At 56.0% G+C, this 14,954-nt stretch carries 13 protein-coding genes and 1 tRNA gene; 6 read left to right on the top strand and 8 right to left on the bottom strand.

Annotation, left to right across the window (positions count from 1 at the left end; genetic code table 11):
• Positions 1 to 389: 389 nt before the first annotated feature.
• The 6 genes from QP999_RS12455 to QP999_RS12430 all read left to right on the top strand — a co-directional run bounded on the left by QP999_RS12455 (position 390) and on the right by QP999_RS12430 (position 3,342).
• The gene (locus QP999_RS12455) at positions 390 to 935 is read left to right on the top strand and encodes a TetR/AcrR family transcriptional regulator (protein ID WP_034666346.1); all 546 of its coding nucleotides are present in this window, start codon (positions 390 to 392) and stop codon (positions 933 to 935) included.
• Positions 932 to 1,291 (top strand): DMT family transporter, encoded by a 360-nt coding sequence (locus QP999_RS12450; RefSeq protein ID WP_048733039.1) that lies wholly within the window; start codon positions 932 to 934, stop codon positions 1,289 to 1,291. Before QP999_RS12455 ends, QP999_RS12450 begins: the two co-directional genes overlap by 4 nt.
• Positions 1,288 to 1,617 (top strand): DMT family transporter, encoded by a 330-nt coding sequence (locus QP999_RS12445; RefSeq protein ID WP_284848412.1) that lies wholly within the window; start codon positions 1,288 to 1,290, stop codon positions 1,615 to 1,617. The genes QP999_RS12450 and QP999_RS12445 overlap by 4 nt, the downstream gene beginning before the upstream one ends.
• 105 nt (positions 1,618 to 1,722) lie before the next feature.
• Positions 1,723 to 2,037, top strand: coding sequence for an NIPSNAP family protein (locus QP999_RS12440; protein ID WP_284848411.1), 315 nt, complete (start codon positions 1,723 to 1,725; stop codon positions 2,035 to 2,037).
• A 138-nt stretch (positions 2,038 to 2,175) separates the two neighbouring features.
• On the top strand, positions 2,176 to 2,793 hold the full coding sequence (locus QP999_RS12435) for a recombinase family protein (protein ID WP_284848410.1): 618 nt from the start codon (positions 2,176 to 2,178) through the stop codon (positions 2,791 to 2,793).
• 9 nt (positions 2,794 to 2,802) lie between these two features.
• Positions 2,803 to 3,342 (top strand): hypothetical protein, encoded by a 540-nt coding sequence (locus QP999_RS12430; RefSeq protein WP_284848409.1) that lies wholly within the window; start codon positions 2,803 to 2,805, stop codon positions 3,340 to 3,342.
• On the opposite strand, the gene QP999_RS12425 is transcribed toward QP999_RS12430, so the two are convergent.
• The 8 genes from QP999_RS12425 to QP999_RS12390 form a co-directional block, all read right to left on the bottom strand.
• The gene (locus QP999_RS12425) at positions 3,343 to 8,343 is read right to left on the bottom strand and encodes a DEAD/DEAH box helicase (RefSeq protein ID WP_284848408.1); all 5,001 of its coding nucleotides are present in this window, start codon (positions 8,341 to 8,343) and stop codon (positions 3,343 to 3,345) included.
• 332 nt (positions 8,344 to 8,675) lie between these two features.
• Positions 8,676 to 9,071: a hypothetical protein gene (locus QP999_RS12420; RefSeq protein WP_284848407.1), complete on the bottom strand. Its 396-nt coding sequence runs from the start codon at positions 9,069 to 9,071 to the stop codon at positions 8,676 to 8,678.
• A gap of 168 nt (positions 9,072 to 9,239) precedes the next feature.
• Positions 9,240 to 10,418 (bottom strand): hypothetical protein, encoded by a 1,179-nt coding sequence (locus QP999_RS12415; RefSeq protein WP_284848406.1) that lies wholly within the window; start codon positions 10,416 to 10,418, stop codon positions 9,240 to 9,242.
• A 152-nt stretch (positions 10,419 to 10,570) separates the two neighbouring features.
• Positions 10,571 to 12,316, bottom strand: coding sequence for a DNA primase family protein (locus QP999_RS12410; RefSeq protein ID WP_284848405.1), 1,746 nt, complete (start codon positions 12,314 to 12,316; stop codon positions 10,571 to 10,573).
• Positions 12,313 to 12,840 (bottom strand): hypothetical protein, encoded by a 528-nt coding sequence (locus QP999_RS12405; RefSeq protein WP_284848404.1) that lies wholly within the window; start codon positions 12,838 to 12,840, stop codon positions 12,313 to 12,315. The genes QP999_RS12410 and QP999_RS12405 overlap by 4 nt, the downstream gene beginning before the upstream one ends.
• Positions 12,840 to 13,064 carry a helix-turn-helix domain-containing protein gene (locus tag QP999_RS12400; RefSeq protein WP_284848403.1) on the bottom strand — a complete coding sequence of 75 codons (225 nt, stop codon included), beginning with the start codon at positions 13,062 to 13,064 and terminating at the stop codon, positions 12,840 to 12,842. The genes QP999_RS12405 and QP999_RS12400 overlap by 1 nt, the downstream gene beginning before the upstream one ends.
• A gap of 321 nt (positions 13,065 to 13,385) precedes the next feature.
• Complete coding sequence (locus tag QP999_RS12395) at positions 13,386 to 14,594, bottom strand: tyrosine-type recombinase/integrase (RefSeq protein WP_284848402.1); 1,209 nt, start codon at positions 14,592 to 14,594, stop codon at positions 13,386 to 13,388.
• Positions 14,595 to 14,740: 146 nt separating this feature from the next.
• A tRNA-Ser gene (locus QP999_RS12390) sits at positions 14,741 to 14,829 on the bottom strand.
• Positions 14,830 to 14,954: the final 125 nt, after the last annotated feature.

Below are 14,954 nucleotides of genomic sequence, written 5' to 3'. Positions count from 1 at the left end.
CGAAGCACTCACATCAGCTACACTGACCCGAGCAGCATAGCTAACCCCCGACGTGTCTACTTTCCGGGGGTCAGGCCTCTTCAGGATTCACTTTGGCTCCTCAGTGAAATGGAGATTGGGAGAGCAACTCTGAACGTGAGCTACGTAGTAGATCGTATCTATCGACGAGTTGTTGTAGCAAGCGTTAGCGTGAGTTGCGTAACGGTCTCAATGAATATGTTCCTACCGGGGATGTGGAGGGGCGAATTGCTACCTGTGGAGCAAGCAGGGGCTAGGGGCATTCCGCGGCCGACAAGGGATCTTACCGTGTTGTAATTGGGTGTACCCCAGGTGCCCCTACCAGCGCCCGCAGTTGAAGGCTTCACCTACCAAATGGTAAAGTTAGCTATATGCGAACCAGTCAGCGCTCCGAGATCCTGGAAGCTGCCCTCCGCGTCATGAACGCAGCGGAGGGTGGCGACATTACCCTTGACGCAGTGGCCCACGAGGCCGGGCTCACCAAACCGGGATTGCTATATCACTTCCGCAACCGCGACGTACTGCTCGCCGCGATCGTCGACCACGCTGCGGCCAACGTCGAGAACGACATGACTGCCACCCTTGGCAAGCCCCTCGAGAACGCCAACGCCACCGAGCGGCTCCTGAGCTACGTTCACGTCGCCGCCCACGGGGCCGCCAAGCGCGCCGAGTTCATCATCTGGGGCCAAGCGACGTATCGGCCCGAACTCACCGAACCGTGGACTACGCGGATGGGCCGCTGGCTCGAACTCCCGGACGATCTCGACGCCGCCACCCGAGCCAGGCTGACCACCGCCCGACTCGCCGCCGACGGACTCTGGGGCGCCCAGGCCACAGGTGTGTCCACCCTCCACGGCGCGGATCTCGAAGCCGTCGTCTCCAGCATTCGCTCCCTGATCGAAGGAACAACCCCATGAAGCAGTGGTTCCTGCTCGCTGGCGCCATCACTACCGAAGTGGCGGCGACGCTGTCTCTCAAGGCGGCGCTCAATCACCCATCCTGGTACATCGTGGTTGCTGCCGGATACATCGGCACTTTCGTCTTCCTCACCTTCTGCCTGCGCGAAGGAATGCAGATCGGCGTCGCCTATGGCATCTGGGGAGCCAGCGGGGTCGTGCTCGCCGCCGTGCTATCCGCCGCGATTTTCGGTGAACCTCTGACCGCTGTGATGGGTCTTGGAATGGTTGCGATCATCAGCGGTGTCCTCACCGTCGAACTCGGCTCCCAGAAAGCTCAGCAAACCGCAGCCCAGGAAGCAGGAGTCAACTCATGAGATGGATCTTCCTCGCAGGCGCCATCTTGTCCGAAGTCGTCGCGACCATGTCGCTACGAGCCTCCGACGGTGGCCGGGTGAAGAAATGGTTCATCGGCGTCATCGCGGGGTATCTCGTGGCGTTCGTCGCCTTAAGTCTCGCCTTGGCCGACGGCATGGCCCTTGGCGTCGCCTACGGCATCTGGGCAGCATCCGGCGTAGCTCTCACCGCGATCCTCGCCCGGGTCATCTTCCACGAACCCCTCACCCGAACCATGGCCCTCGGCATCCTCCTCATCGCCGTCGGAGTTCTCACCGTTGAAATCGGCGCCAACTTGGCGAACTGACGCATTTCCGCAGGTAAACCAGGCAGATTGGTGTGCCCCAGGTGCACCACGAGGCGCACAGACAAAGGCTCCCCAATGAGCGCCTGTGGGCCTAGCGTTGTGGATGTGATCACCTGTGTCGTCCACTACACCATCGACCCCGACCAGATCGCGGCCTTTGAACAGTTCGCCCGCGCTTGGATGCGGCATGTCGACGAACACGGCGGCACCCACCACGGGTACTACCTACCCGCGGAAGGTGTGAGTGACCGTGCGGAATCCCTGTTCAGCTTCCCCAGCCTGGCTGCCTACGAGCAGTACCGCACCTTGTTCGGCACCCACCCGGACTTCATCGCCGCTGACCGGATTCGAGACGAGTCCGAGTGCGTCCTGCGGTACGAGCGCACCTTCATGCGGCCGCTCCTACCCCAGGGACACTGAAAGGGACTCCGGCAGCACGCTCGGCACAACCCACAACGCCGCAGGTCAGCGCGTACAGATGGGTATACCCAAATGAGACCGTTGGTGGTCGAAAAATTGTGTCTCACTAGGGTTCGAATTGCCGGTAATGTCCTATTTATGAACACACTTCTAGAATCTAATGAGAATTCGGCAGTCAACGGTCAGATAGTTGGGTATGCCAGGGTAAGTAGCACGAGCCAACACCTCGATAGGCAGCTCCAAGCACTTCTCGATGCCGGCTGTGAAAAGATCTTCCAAGAGAAGGTATCCGGTGCCTCACGGGAGAGACCTGAGCTTATCAATGTGCTTGACTATCTGCGCGACGGCGACAAACTAGTCTGCGTTTCCATGGACCGGCTGGCGCGTAGTCTTGGCGACCTTCACAACATCGTTAGCGAGTTAACTCAGCGCGGTGTGACAGTTCAATTTCTGAAGGAAGCGCAAACGTACAGTCGGGATTCCAGCCCTGTGTCGAAACTGATGCTGGGACTCCTGGGCTCCATTGCGGAATTTGAAAGATCTTTAATTCGGGAAAGGCAAGCGGAGGGTATTGCCAAGGCGAAAGAGCGCGGGGTCTACAAGGGGCGCAGTAAGTCGCTCACGGAGTCTGAAGCTCAAGCATTGGTGGATGCTGCCAGTCGCGGAGTTTCAAAGTCACGGATAGCACGTGACTTTGGTGTGTCCCGTGCAACGGTTTATCGATACCTAGCACAAACGGATAGAAAGTCTGCATAGGATATCGTTATGACCGAACAGGAGCAGTTTACTTCTGCAGCTGCGGCTGGCCGCTATCTTGGTCGTAGCCGCAATAGAATTTCACGTTTGATTGCTGACGGCACTCTTCCGCCGTTGCCGCTATCGAGAGACGATCTAGATTCCATCAGAGACGTGCTGTTGGAAAAAGGTCACGTCGGCGCTACATCGCCTCACGGATCCATGTCCCGTTGGGCCTATGGGTGTCGATGTGAAGAATGCACAGCAGCAAAAAGTCGCGAGTCGGATGAATATATTCGACAGAGGCGCGAAGAATTTTGGGCTGGCAAAGAGGCTCCTCTCATCGAAAAGCTGATGGTTTCGAGTGAGTACCAGCAAATCTTAGGAGAGGTGGGGGTTACGTGGCAGGCCATTCGTGAGCGCCAGAGAGTCGACAAGCAGTTCTCAGAAGCTGTTGAATCTGCGTTAATGTCTGGTCGCCCGAGTTTGCATCAACATGGAACAGCAACCAGCTATCGGACGGGTTGCCGTTGCACTGAATGCGCAGACTGGAAACGAGCACACCGGTAGCTAGCTGTTCAGCCCGTTGACGATCTGCACGGTCTCCACGGCCACGCGCACCACTTTCCCAATGAGGTCCACGATGTAACGCGGGTTGCCCACCTCGTCGGCCCAATCATTCGGGTCGTTGACGATGCCAGAAGCCTTATCTTTTTTAACCTGGTAGCGGTCAATCAGCCAGGCGACAGCTGAGCGCGAACCCAACATGTACTCGTCGGCTTCTTCCGGAATACCGGATATGGTCACGCGCTTGTTGTAGATCAGCTTGGTCACGTCATTGACATTCTTGCCCGTCTCCGAGTCCTTGCGCTTGGCCCACTTCATTTTGAGCACCCGCCAGGTCTCACGGTCGGATTCATCGCCCTTGACCTGAACATCCAGCGACCACGGCTCCACGTCCTCGTAGCCCACGTGCAGGTCCATCAGTTCTTTACCAGCAGCGGCAAACTTGTCGAACTCCGCACGCGACGTTGGCGTTTCAATATGCGGCAGCATCTTCTTCAGGTCAGCCGCGTACTTCGTGCGGTAGACGGGGTCATGCAGCTTGCCGTAGACAAAGTGGAAGATGTCATCACCCGTGATGTCTGACCCCAGAGCATCGCGGTAGAGAGCCTTAATTTCATCAGTGATGTTGTCCACGCGCACGTAGCCGTCAACGACCTCACCCACCTTGCCATAGATGCTGTCCTCGCCCTGCTTGGCGACGCTCCCCTCACCAAACAGCGCACCATCATCGGCCTCGGCTGCAATCCAAGTATAGCGGGAGAAATATTGGCCAGGGTTTCCCGCTCCAGCAACCGATACCAAATCGGGTACAAGGTCCGTTGCTAAGCAGGTAAAAGGTGCGGACGCCGCTGCCGCAGATACTAGGAAACCAATGTTGGAGTGAGATGCTGTCGGAAACATCGATGGCAGCTGATACGTCATATCGTTCAACTTTTGTTCAAAGTAGACTTTCTGAGAAGTAAAAGGACGGTAAAGCGACCTGTAGACGCGTCGTGAATCAACCCCAATTTCAGTTCCCTTAGCCGCATAATTCTTCAGAGTACGATTCCAGGAAACTCTTGTAGTGTCAGCGAATTGTGGATGGTGCTGCAGGAACTTAGTGACGTCGGCTTCCTTTGGTTTCGTGATGCCTTCATCGACCAACCAAGTCTCGAGAGCTGCTGTAGCCTCGGTATACGTATCGACGAGCGTGGATAATTGGGAAAGGAGTTGTTCCTCCGTTTGGGCGTATGCCCACGCATCGCGAGCGGTAGAAAGACCACGTGAATAATTCTCAAAGAAATTGGTATCGTTGGCCTTCTTTTCACCAATTACTGGCCAAGTGCCAAAGGCATCCGAGCGCTGGTTTACCCAGTCGCCGTAGGCGTTAGGAGTGATGGGTTCCCATTCGATGGACTCCACTGTCTCTGAATCCACAATCCGCAGCTTCTCTGCCGCTGTCAGGTAGTCTCCAATATCGCGGTAGTGCAGATCGAAACTGGACTTATTGGGGTCTTTAATCCCGATGGTTATGGCTACCGTATTCCGCGAACCGGAGCCAAAAACCTTTCCGCCTTCCTTACGAGACTGTTCTCCTGCCGTTCGCTGGTTGCCACGAAGGTTAAACACATACAGGTCAGTGAAATCTTCGGCCATGGATAACCGCACACCGTCGCCGGTGTTTCCGTCGATCCAGCCGCCATTGGAAACGAACGCGACCACACCCTGGTCACCAATGCGGTCAGTGGCCCAGCGGAAAGCTCTTAGATAAGAGTCATAGAGCGAGTTTTTGTTTGTTGCGGTGGACTTGGCGGCGTACGTCTCCGCAATACGCTTGTCCAGGCTCGGATATTTCTGGTTGGCGTTCAGGTCGTTGGCGGACTTTTGCCCCGCGGAGTACGGCGGGTTACCAATCACCACGTTGATGGGCGCATTCTTCTGGCGCTCGATGGTCTCGTTGTTCTCGCGGAAAGTGTTGAGGTCAGGGATGTCGCCTTCCTCGTGGATCTGGAAGGTATCAGCTAGCGCGATGTTGGTGAATGGGACGTACTCAGGTGCGGGTTCGCCGTTGCGCAGAGCTGCCTCTTCGCGCAGGGCGTTATAAGTGGTCTCGATGTTCACCGCTGAAACGTAGTACGCAAGCAGCATGATCTCGGTGGCGAAGAGTTCGTTGGCGTATTTGCGGGCGAGGTCTTCCGGTTTGATGAGGCCGGACTGTAGGAGGCGAACCGTGAAGGTGGAGGTGCCGGCGAAGGGGTCGAGGATGCACACGCCCTCGTCAGTAAGTCCCCTACCAAAGTGCTTCTTGGATACGTCATCGGCCGCGCGAAGGATGAAGTCAACAATTTCGACTGGGGTGTAGACAATGCCGAGAGCTTCTGATTGCTTCTTGAAGGCCTTGCGGAAGAAGCGCTCATAAAGCTCCTTAATGACCTGCTGCTTACCGGAAGCAGAGTTCACCTCAGAAGCGCGGACGCGAACAGACTCGTAGAACTTCTCCAGAGACTCGGTTTCGGTATCGAGGTTGGCCTTGGATAGGGCCTTGACCATCTTCTCCATAACTTGAGCCACGGGGTTGTGGGTGATGAAGTCATGGTTCTCAAAGAGCGCGTTGAAGACCGGTGCCGTAATCAAGTGCTGCGAGAGCATCGAGATGGCGTCCTCTTCACTAATGCCATCGTTGAGGTTGTTGCGCAGGCCTTCGACGAAGCTGTCGAATTCGGTGCGAAGGGCACCATCGGCGCCGTCGAGAAGCGCCTTGATACGAGTGATTTGGTTCTCCGCGATGGTGGCGACGTCGTCGGCCCAATCCTCCCAATAGGTGCGGGTGCCGACCTTGTCCACCAGCTTGGTGTAGATAGCTTCTTGCCACTGCTCCAGAGAGAACAAAGCAATCTGCTGGGTCACGGTTGAGTTATCGGCGAGCGGTTCTGGCGACTTGGTTTTATCCGCTTCCGTGAGCTTCTCAGTGTCGCTCTTTTCGTCATCTCCAGGGACATGAACGACGTCGATGGGCAGGTCTTCCTGTCCCGTCGTACCGTTAAGCGCAATGGAATTAATCTTCGCGTTGAAGCGGTCATCGTGAGCGCGCAGAGCATTGAGGATCTGCCAGACCACCTTGAAGCGCTGGTTGTCGTCGAGCGCTTTTGCCGGGGAGACGTTGCTGGCAACGGCCACGGGCAGGATGATATAGCCGTAATCCTTGCCCTCGGCCTTGCGCATGACACGGCCGACGGACTGGACCACGTCCACCATGGAGTTGCGGGGGTTGAAGAAGATGACGGCGTCCAGCGCCGGGACGTCTACGCCTTCAGACAGGCAGCGCGCATTGGTAAGCATGCGCGACTGCTGCACCCCTGAAGGAGCTTCGAGCCACGAGAGCTTGGTGCCGCGCTCCATGGCGTTCATGCCGCCGTCGACGTGCTGGGCGGCGACGTTAAGGTCGATATTGGTCAAGGAGACATCGTTAAGAACTGCCTTTTCTTTAAGCAGTTCTTGGTGGGTGCCGATGAGTGAGGGGTAGGTTTCCGCTATGAGTTGGGAGGTCTTGATGTCCTTGGCAAAGGCCACCGCGCGCTGCATGGGCTGGGCATCTTCCTCGAAGCCACCCTTCTTGCCCTGCAATTCGCCGGAGCGCTTGGCCAGGCCGTTCCAGGCGCCAATCATGGCAGACGCCAGAGAAAGGTTGACCTGGTTGTTCTCACTGTGAGCCATGGCTTGGGCAGCTACGGATTCGTCCACGGTCATGACAAGCACCTTGTAGTCCGTGAGCAGACCCTTGTCCACGGCCTCACCGAAGCCGAGGCGATAGAACTCCGGGCCGTAGATGGCTTCATCGTCCATGGAGGCCAGTTCCGCAGAGTGTTCCTCGGCTTTGCCTTTGACGGCTTCGTCGTAGAGGCGCGGGGTGGCTGTCATGAAAAGGCGCTTGGAAGCCTTGATGTAGTCGGCATCGTGGACGCGGACGAAGTTGCTGGCGTCCTCACCGGCCAAGGTGATGCCGGTGGTGCGGTGGGCTTCATCGCAAATGACGAGATCGAAATCGTCGAGTCCCACCTGCTGGGCCTCATGCACTGCCTGGATGGACTGGTAGGTGGAGAAGACGATGTTAAGGCCCTTGGCACGCTTGCCGGATTCAAAGCGCGTCGTGATGTCCTTGCCTTCAGTGGAGACTGGCACCTCAAGGTCATAGACAGCGATGTCCTCGGCCTTCTTGGAGACCTTGCTATCGGAGCACACCGCGAAGGCGCGCATGTCGAGGCGGCCTTGGGCAGTCCATTCCTTCAGGGTTTGGGAGAGCAAGGAAATAGACGGCACGAGAAAAAGGATGCGGGCCTTGCCGCCGTTGTCCTCAGCGACGCGCTCCGCAAGGCGCAGGGCGGTAAAGGTTTTGCCGGTGCCGCACGCCATGATGAGCTTGCCGCGGTCGTGGGTCTTGAACCCTTCGATGGCTTTGTCGATTGCGGCCTGCTGGTGTGGGCGGGGCTCAAAAGTCTCGCGCTGGGAGAGGTTGATCTGGATGGTCTTATCGCGCACCTCCGAGCCAGGGAATGCTACGTCCCAGTTAATGGGTGACTCCGCAATGGCAGAGATACCAATGCGGCTGGTCGGAATAATCTGGTCAGCCAGCGCATCCTCCGCATGGGAAGACCAGTGATCCGTCGTCGAAATGATCAACCGGCTGCCGAAGTGCTGGCGGCCTTCTTCCGTTTCAAAGGAATGACCGGAGGCCTCGAAGAAGGAATCCAGGTGGGATTTCTGGATACGTGCCTTGGAGTCATAGAACTTACACTGGATGGCGGTCCACGTGCCGTCATCCACGCGACGAGCCACCAGGTCAATGCCGGTATCCGCCTTGCCACCGTTGTAGCGCCAATCCGTCCAGCGGCAGACCTCATCAAATTGGTTCTTCAAGGTCGGGTCGGTCTTGAAATAGTTGACCATCAGCTTCTCAAAGGCAATGCCATATTTAGCCTTTGGTTGGTTTTCACGCAGCTGTTCAAGGACCTCAGAGAACTTCGACATGACAACATTGTGCCTGACGAGCCAATGCGCATGTGCAATTTAGAGGCGGAAGTTTCGCCCTACAGCTCGGAAAAATTGTCCTAGGTGAGGGTGTTTATTCCACAGCGGCGTGAGCTGGCTGAGCCTGGGGGGAGGTATCCAAATCCACGATTTTGGCCCCTGTTTGGCTCATCTGATGGTGATCTCGGCACGTAATCCACAACTACCTGATGGAATCCCAGCCCTACGGAACAAGGGTTTGTTGGACTCGACTTCCTGCGCGTAGGAGGAAACTTCCCAGTCGTAGGAGCCGGCTTCCATGTTTGAAAGGCGGGGCTTGTCACGGAGCGAAATTAGTAATGCAAAGCGCCGGTGGTAGAAGCGTGAAGGTGCTCGAATACGCGGTCTAAGTTGGCGGTGATGTCACCTTCGAGACCATAGCGGTCCAGGGTTGCCGGTACGTCGATATGTACTACCGGATCGGCCATTTGCCTTATTCCTAGAGGTACCAGGTTGAAGTTGTAATCCATGATGCTGAGCAATTCCATGAGATTTCTAGCCGGAGCGGGCAAAGGAATATAGAGCATTCGCCCCCCGGAAACGATGCCGTATACGCCTAGAGGCAAGTCGAAGTTGCGGCCCTCTGTACCAAAACTGATAGGCATTATTGCGCTGTATTCGACGCGATCGTACGGGAGATTCAAGGCGTCAGCGGCATTGGAAATAATGTTTGAATGAATGGAATTCATGATTGTCACCAATCTTTATAAAGTACTTTTCAACTCTAATTTTAATTGATTCAATCATTGCTAGGAGAAAAAGTTTAGAACGCAAGATCTATAAATAGTGATTGGTGAGCGCGTCATATCAACGCACTCACCAGGTTCTGAGAGGGCAAGAAGTTGAGCTTGCCCTAGCTACTTCCATTGAATGTGTTCGCCACGGCATGCGCGCAGCCAATCGCCGCCGTAAGCGAGAGCCACTACTACGTCGAACTTCGTTGCCGTCACACGTAGCGGAAGAATTGCCTGTGGCTCGAACTTCCGTTGTTGCTGATCTACGTAAGCCGAGATCTCGGGAGGGAAACTTTCTCGTGGGCCTGTTGCAGTCGGTATGGCTCGAAGACTGAAGCGACAGTGTTCGTCGTGTGCTGTGAGTTGGTAACCGCCGCCGCTCGTGCGAGATTCCCACAAGCTACAGGCAGGATTGCTGCACTCGGATGCCGCTGCTGACTTTTCAAAGCCGAATCGGCTCAAGATCAATTTCCAATCATGGCGTGAAGACCATTCCTGAAGGGAGCGAGCTCGGATTGGATTCGGGGATGCGTTTGCGCGATCTTCTGCAGTCATAAAGCCTCGCGCGATTGATTGTGACTTCCTTAAATCATCGGAGCCAGTTGCTAGTGCAGACATGATGACTTCTGGAATTGGAAGCGGCAGTAGGGAGTTTGCCGCCCCCCACTGTGCCGGAGGGTATTGCTTTTGCCCTGGTGCGGCATGTGTCAATCGGGAGCCAGGAAGCGGGATGCAGCAGCCGTGAAGCATCAAGTTGATGCTGCCTTGCCTACCGTTCGACCACAGTGATATTTGCTCGGGTAGATCGGAAATCTTGAGGTCGCCAGGTGCTTTCAGAAGGAAATACGATGCGAGTCCCGCGACTCCTTCTCCGATGATGTTGGGCTTCGCGTGCTGCATCTTCGTGAGAATTTGTACATGTTCGTTCCAAGCTTTGTGAGCCTCAGCCCCTGTGATAGCAAGAGCGATGAGCCCACCACGACCTGCGCACATGACTGCATCAATTTCAGGGTGCATTGGATGCTGACGCCCGAGATAGGTTTCGAAGTTATCGATTAGTACGTCGGAGCATGAAGCTGACTGCGGATGTGATGTGCCGATTGGAGAAGCAGCTCGGCGGCGGAGATCTCGGTTGAAAGAATCTAATGTGGAAGTGTCGTGAAGGAATTGAATTGCACCACCGAGCTCGAGGATCCACACTGCTGAGATGATGGCAGCGAGGTTGTCTGGGGAAGTGAGGTTGTACTGATTCGAAACTGCGGCGGCTCGCTGAGCAACAGTCTCAGGAAGAGTTATTTTCATGGGGTATTGGCTTTCTGTTTAACGGAGAGTCGGGCAAATCGGGCAAATCGGGGAGAATTTCTCCCTTAGCCGTTAGCGTTTCGAACTCTTCTATTTTTATTGGCGGGGGTCGAGATTCTTGCCGAGAATCCCGACCACACCGCTGTAATTGTCTAGATGGAGGTGAGCTCTTGACTCTTGGAGGCCGCTATCTCGGCGGAGAATAGCTTTGTGAGATCCCGTGCCCAGGCTGTGTATTCCGAGGCGTTGTAGACAGCTTGCAAGCCGGTCTCTGTGAGCGTGAGATCAAATACTCGCGCCGGGTTTGCGCCATTCTGATTGGGTGCGTACTCAGCATTGAATTCCGCGGCTAGCTCTCGAATTCCCTTGACCGAAGTTGGTGCCAGGGTCTTAAGCGAAGAGTTGTTTGCCCTGTATTCTTCCCAGAATTTGAAGATCGTGCTAGCGGGAATCTCTTTGCCAGTGACCCGATCAACGCGGAACATCTCGTGCATGAACTGCACCGCGAGGTTGGAGTCGCGTCGAGCCTCGGCAGCGGCAGCTTTCATGCGGTCGGTACGCTCCAGACCTTCAGCGTTGTAGAGCCGTGCGCCTTCGAAGAGCCATGCAAGGATCGCGGCTTGCTCGCTGGGGGTCTTCAGTTTTGCCAAGAGGTTGGGGTCTTGAACCTTTTCTCCTGGCTTGAGGGGCTCGCCTGCAGGTCTGAAGGTAGTGCTGAAATCAATCTGGTCGTAGCGTCGCCAGAAGCTCGGCTCGTTGATATCAATGATGGGACGATGGTTCGTGGCGAGGATCAGTGAGTGCGACGGCGTGAATGTCACATAGTCCTTACCCATATAGCGAGCCGTGATTTCATCCGAGCCAGAGAGGTTCTTCAGCACTGCTGTCCGCCACTTCTGACCTCGCTGAGTTTCTTGGCCGAATGCGAACCGTAGCCCACGGAAGATCATCTTCTCGGTCGGGTGTTCATCCCGGCTGGACTGGAAGATGGAAGGGGGCACCACCCCGGCGTATGGACCGAGGGCCGCTAGGAGAGCCTCGATCAAGATTGACTTACCATTGGAGCCCTCGCCTACAAACACCAGGATCCGCTGGAGCCGGGCGTCGCCGTAGAAAGAGGCACCGAGGTACTTCTGTACGTACCCCCGCTCCTCCTCCGGCAGGACCTCCTCCAGGAACCGGGCAAACCGTGATTCACGGAGATCGGACGCTGACGGCTTGGCGGGGTCGCCAGGAAGGCACTTGGTGAGCAGGAGCTCTGGGTCTGGCTCACCGAACTCAAACGTGTCAAGGTTGAATGTCCACGACGGTGCAGCCACGATCTCGGGATGCTGGTCCAGCGAAGCGGCCGGGGTAATGAGAGAATCTTGGAGTGGGAGTAGTTTCACGATTGAGTTCAGCTTCGACGCCGATTGATAGCGGGTGTCCTCTTCGACGGGTACGAATTTCTCTTGCAATTCGTTATCCCAGAAGGTGCCGTCCTCTGTGATAGTCACTGGCGTGAATCCTTGAAGCGTGGGGCGCATGAAAGGTTGTGCAAGGCTTGCTAGCTCTTCATGCTTGTATTCAATGGTGACGTACGGGCGGACCTTGGGAGGCACCTCAGCCCCGTCGTCGGTGAGGTCTGCTTGAAGTAGCTTTCGTGCGCCGTAAGCTAAGGCATCGGTGTATTCGAACCAGGAACCATCCTTGAAAGCAATGGGGCCAAGCTCGGTTACATACCGGACGACCGGCCGGAGGATGTGAGCAGTGGTAGCCGCGACGAGTGCATCTGTAGAGCGTGGGGTTGCCGTTCGCACGAGGAAGCCGGTTTGGCCCAGGTATTCGCTCATTCCCATGCCTGTGGAGTACTCAAGCACCTCTGAGGGCTTGGTGGCCGTCTTCTTGAACTCGTTCATCGGTTCACCTCCTCAGCGGCTACAGAGTGGTCAGCAATGCTAGCCCAGATGAAGGATGCTGCGGGTGTGCCGGTACCGGAGACGATAGCTTCGAGGCGACCGATGAACCCTGGGTCCTCCTTAAAAGAGGTTGTGGTGACCCTGACTAGCCGGGGGTTAAGTGTCGCGATGCAGGCGATCAGTAAGGTCTGAAGGTCATATCGTTGTGAGGATGTCAGGTCGGAGCTCTGGAGCAGCAGGCCAATCGAGTGACACATCCGGAACAGGAACTCATCGGCTGAGCTCGGGGGAGCTTGCAGAGTGTGCTCCCAACGAGCGGTCAGTTGCTCGCCGTAGTCCTCGCGAACAACAACATGGCGAGGGCCGGTTGCACGAGCTCTGACGATCAGACGGGCTTCGGTGTTGAGTACCAGTGCTCGCACGTCAACGAAGCTTGCAAGTCGTAGAGCTGCGGTATCGGCAGCAGCAATATCAAGAAGGTAAAGCTGGGCGCTTTCTTGGGGGTAGCCTGCAAAGATGCTCATCACATTACCTCCTTGGAGGGGCGGTAGGTGGCAATGCGACTCTTCTCCATCATGGCGATGACGTCACGCTGACGCACCCGCACTACACGGGGAGAAGGGGAGAAAGAGGGGAGCAGTCCCGAATTGCGGTATCGATCAATTGTTCGAGTCGATACGGACAGCATCTCTGCTGCTTCACGGGTTGTAATAAAGCGCTCAAAGTCGCTCTTTGGAGAGTTAGGCATTTGAAGTCCTTTAAGTAGCAACAGCCCGGAGGCTGCCATCCTCGGCAGCGGAGCGCGCGCTGCGAATCTGTGAGTTTAGATTTCGGAGTCACCCGAGGGGATGCGCTACCAATGTGGTGGCGACTACGGAGGCTATCCCGCGATTCTCCGGCTTAAATAGCCGGTCCAGCTCTGGACTTCTACACTTCAATGCCTAATCGCTGAAACGCTCGATTCAAGGCGTGTAAGAAGAATTATAGCACGATATGTCTATACTTGTCAATCATTGGCGTGAATTGAAGGATTAATACTGGTAGATGCAAGTTTTTGCAATTCAGAACTCTAGATAAAGTACTCAATTTCGCCGTCTGATTTGAGCGCTCGCTCGAAGGCAGAGTCCAGAGCGTTCAGGAGTGTCATTGGCCGGTCTGCGGCGACGTGCTGGTAGATTGCAGCGGCCTCAGAGGTGCTGTGGCCGAGCCGATCCATGATTTCCCTCTGCGTAGCTCCGGTCTGAGCGTAGAGAGTTCCTGCTAGGTGGCGGAGAGAATGAGGGGTGATACCTGGCGAAAGGTTTGCCGAATCGCGAGCGGCGGCAAAGTGCCTTCTGAGTCGCTGAGGTTGGGTTTGTGTGCCCTTAGAATTTGGGAAAACTATGCCTTCATCTCCGGGTAGAGCATAGGTTTCAAGCTGGCGTTTGATTAGAGAGTTTAGGGAGGGTGGAGCGACGGTCGTCCGCGTCTTGCCGCCCTTCGGGAGAACAACCTGGGTGGAACCCTTGACGCGCTGCACTTGGCGGTCGATGTGAATCGTCCACAGATTAGAGGTGCCGTCGAAGATGAAATCCTTCCGCCGCAGCTCGAGAAGCTCGCCCATTCTGAGACCGCAGGCGCCGAGGAGCCAAATTGCCGCTTCGTAACGGTCGGGCATGTTTTCGGCGAGCTTTGAGAGCTCCCCGAGCGTGGGAATCGCTTTTTCTTTGGTGATTGGCCGATCTGCCTTCTCGATGTGAATTTGTGCGGCGGGGTTGGAAGGAAGCAGGCCGCGTTCGATTCCCTCGGTGAGTGTCGATTTTAAAAGGTCAAGCGCGGCCTTATTCCGTTTCTTGGTGGTGGGGAACTCATTGCGAATCTCCCGCCACCACTGCTTGCACCGCTCAGGAGAGAGGTCTGTGAGGGTAACGCCTGCAAGCGAAGCTTCGTGCCGGTTCTTGAAGACACTTTCGTAGTGGGCGCGTGTGGTCTCGGTGAGTCCGGGGTTGCTGGCGATCCACTCTTGAATGAAGTCGGTAATGAGGATCTGGCCGCGTTTTTCTTCGGCTCGCATTTCGTCTTGCCGTTGCTTCCAGGGTGTCCAATGTCCGAGCCGGATCAGTTCCTCTTCATGATCTAGCCATGCTTGGGCAGCGCCGAGGCGCTGAAAAGTTGGACTTGTTTGGAAGGAAGTTAGCCCGTGGATGCGATACTTGGCTCGCCAACGGATCGGCTTTCCATTCTTGTCTCGTCGTCGCACTTCGATGGTGCCGAAGGATGAACGGTTTCGCTGGGGCATAGTGGCTGACTTTGCGGGGTATCAAATAAGGGAACAAGTGAGGGGAAAACTGTCTTTTGGTGTCATCCCGTGTCATCAATGATACCGCTTTTTACCAGCAGAAAAAGAAAAATCCCCTGGATAATGATATCCAGGGGATTTCCCAGTGGCGGAGGATAGGGGATTTGAACCCCTGAGGGATGTGACTCCCGCACGCGTTCCAGGCGTGTGACATAGGCCGCTAGTCGAATCCTCCGTTGGAAAACATTACATGAGCCCCCTAATGAAGCAAAATCGCCAGGTCAGGGGCGAAAACTTAAGAATCTAGTGGCTTGAGGCGGGGAGTGCGCTTGGAAGCGGAGTGGGGAGCTGGGTGGCGGG

The organism is Corynebacterium sp. MSK004, assembly GCF_030232515.1.
Taxonomy (GTDB): Bacteria; Actinomycetota; Actinomycetes; order Mycobacteriales; family Mycobacteriaceae; genus Corynebacterium; species Corynebacterium hesseae.
Note: the sequence above shows the minus strand (reverse complement) of the source record. Positions and strands in the feature narration are given on the sequence as shown.

What these genes read in the sequence shown, in the direction of transcription:
- QP999_RS12445 (WP_284848412.1), top strand. Translation starts at nt 1,288, where the DNA reads ATGAGATGGATCTTCCTCGCAGGCGCCATCTTGTCCGAAGTCGTCGCG.
- QP999_RS12455 (WP_034666346.1), top strand. Translation starts at nt 390, where the DNA reads ATGCGAACCAGTCAGCGCTCCGAGATCCTGGAAGCTGCCCTCCGCGTC.
- QP999_RS12450 (WP_048733039.1), top strand. Translation starts at nt 932, where the DNA reads ATGAAGCAGTGGTTCCTGCTCGCTGGCGCCATCACTACCGAAGTGGCG.
- QP999_RS12410 (WP_284848405.1), bottom strand. Translation starts at nt 12,316, where the DNA reads ATGAACGAGTTCAAGAAGACGGCCACCAAGCCCTCAGAGGTGCTTGAG.
- QP999_RS12415 (WP_284848406.1), bottom strand. Translation starts at nt 10,418, where the DNA reads ATGAAAATAACTCTTCCTGAGACTGTTGCTCAGCGAGCCGCCGCAGTT.
- QP999_RS12405 (WP_284848404.1), bottom strand. Translation starts at nt 12,840, where the DNA reads ATGAGCATCTTTGCAGGCTACCCCCAAGAAAGCGCCCAGCTTTACCTT.
- QP999_RS12395 (WP_284848402.1), bottom strand. Translation starts at nt 14,594, where the DNA reads ATGCCCCAGCGAAACCGTTCATCCTTCGGCACCATCGAAGTGCGACGA.
- QP999_RS12425 (WP_284848408.1), bottom strand. Translation starts at nt 8,343, where the DNA reads ATGTCGAAGTTCTCTGAGGTCCTTGAACAGCTGCGTGAAAACCAACCA.
- QP999_RS12430 (WP_284848409.1), top strand. Translation starts at nt 2,803, where the DNA reads ATGACCGAACAGGAGCAGTTTACTTCTGCAGCTGCGGCTGGCCGCTAT.
- QP999_RS12400 (WP_284848403.1), bottom strand. Translation starts at nt 13,064, where the DNA reads ATGCCTAACTCTCCAAAGAGCGACTTTGAGCGCTTTATTACAACCCGT.
- QP999_RS12420 (WP_284848407.1), bottom strand. Translation starts at nt 9,071, where the DNA reads ATGAATTCCATTCATTCAAACATTATTTCCAATGCCGCTGACGCCTTG.
- QP999_RS12435 (WP_284848410.1), top strand. Translation starts at nt 2,176, where the DNA reads ATGAACACACTTCTAGAATCTAATGAGAATTCGGCAGTCAACGGTCAG.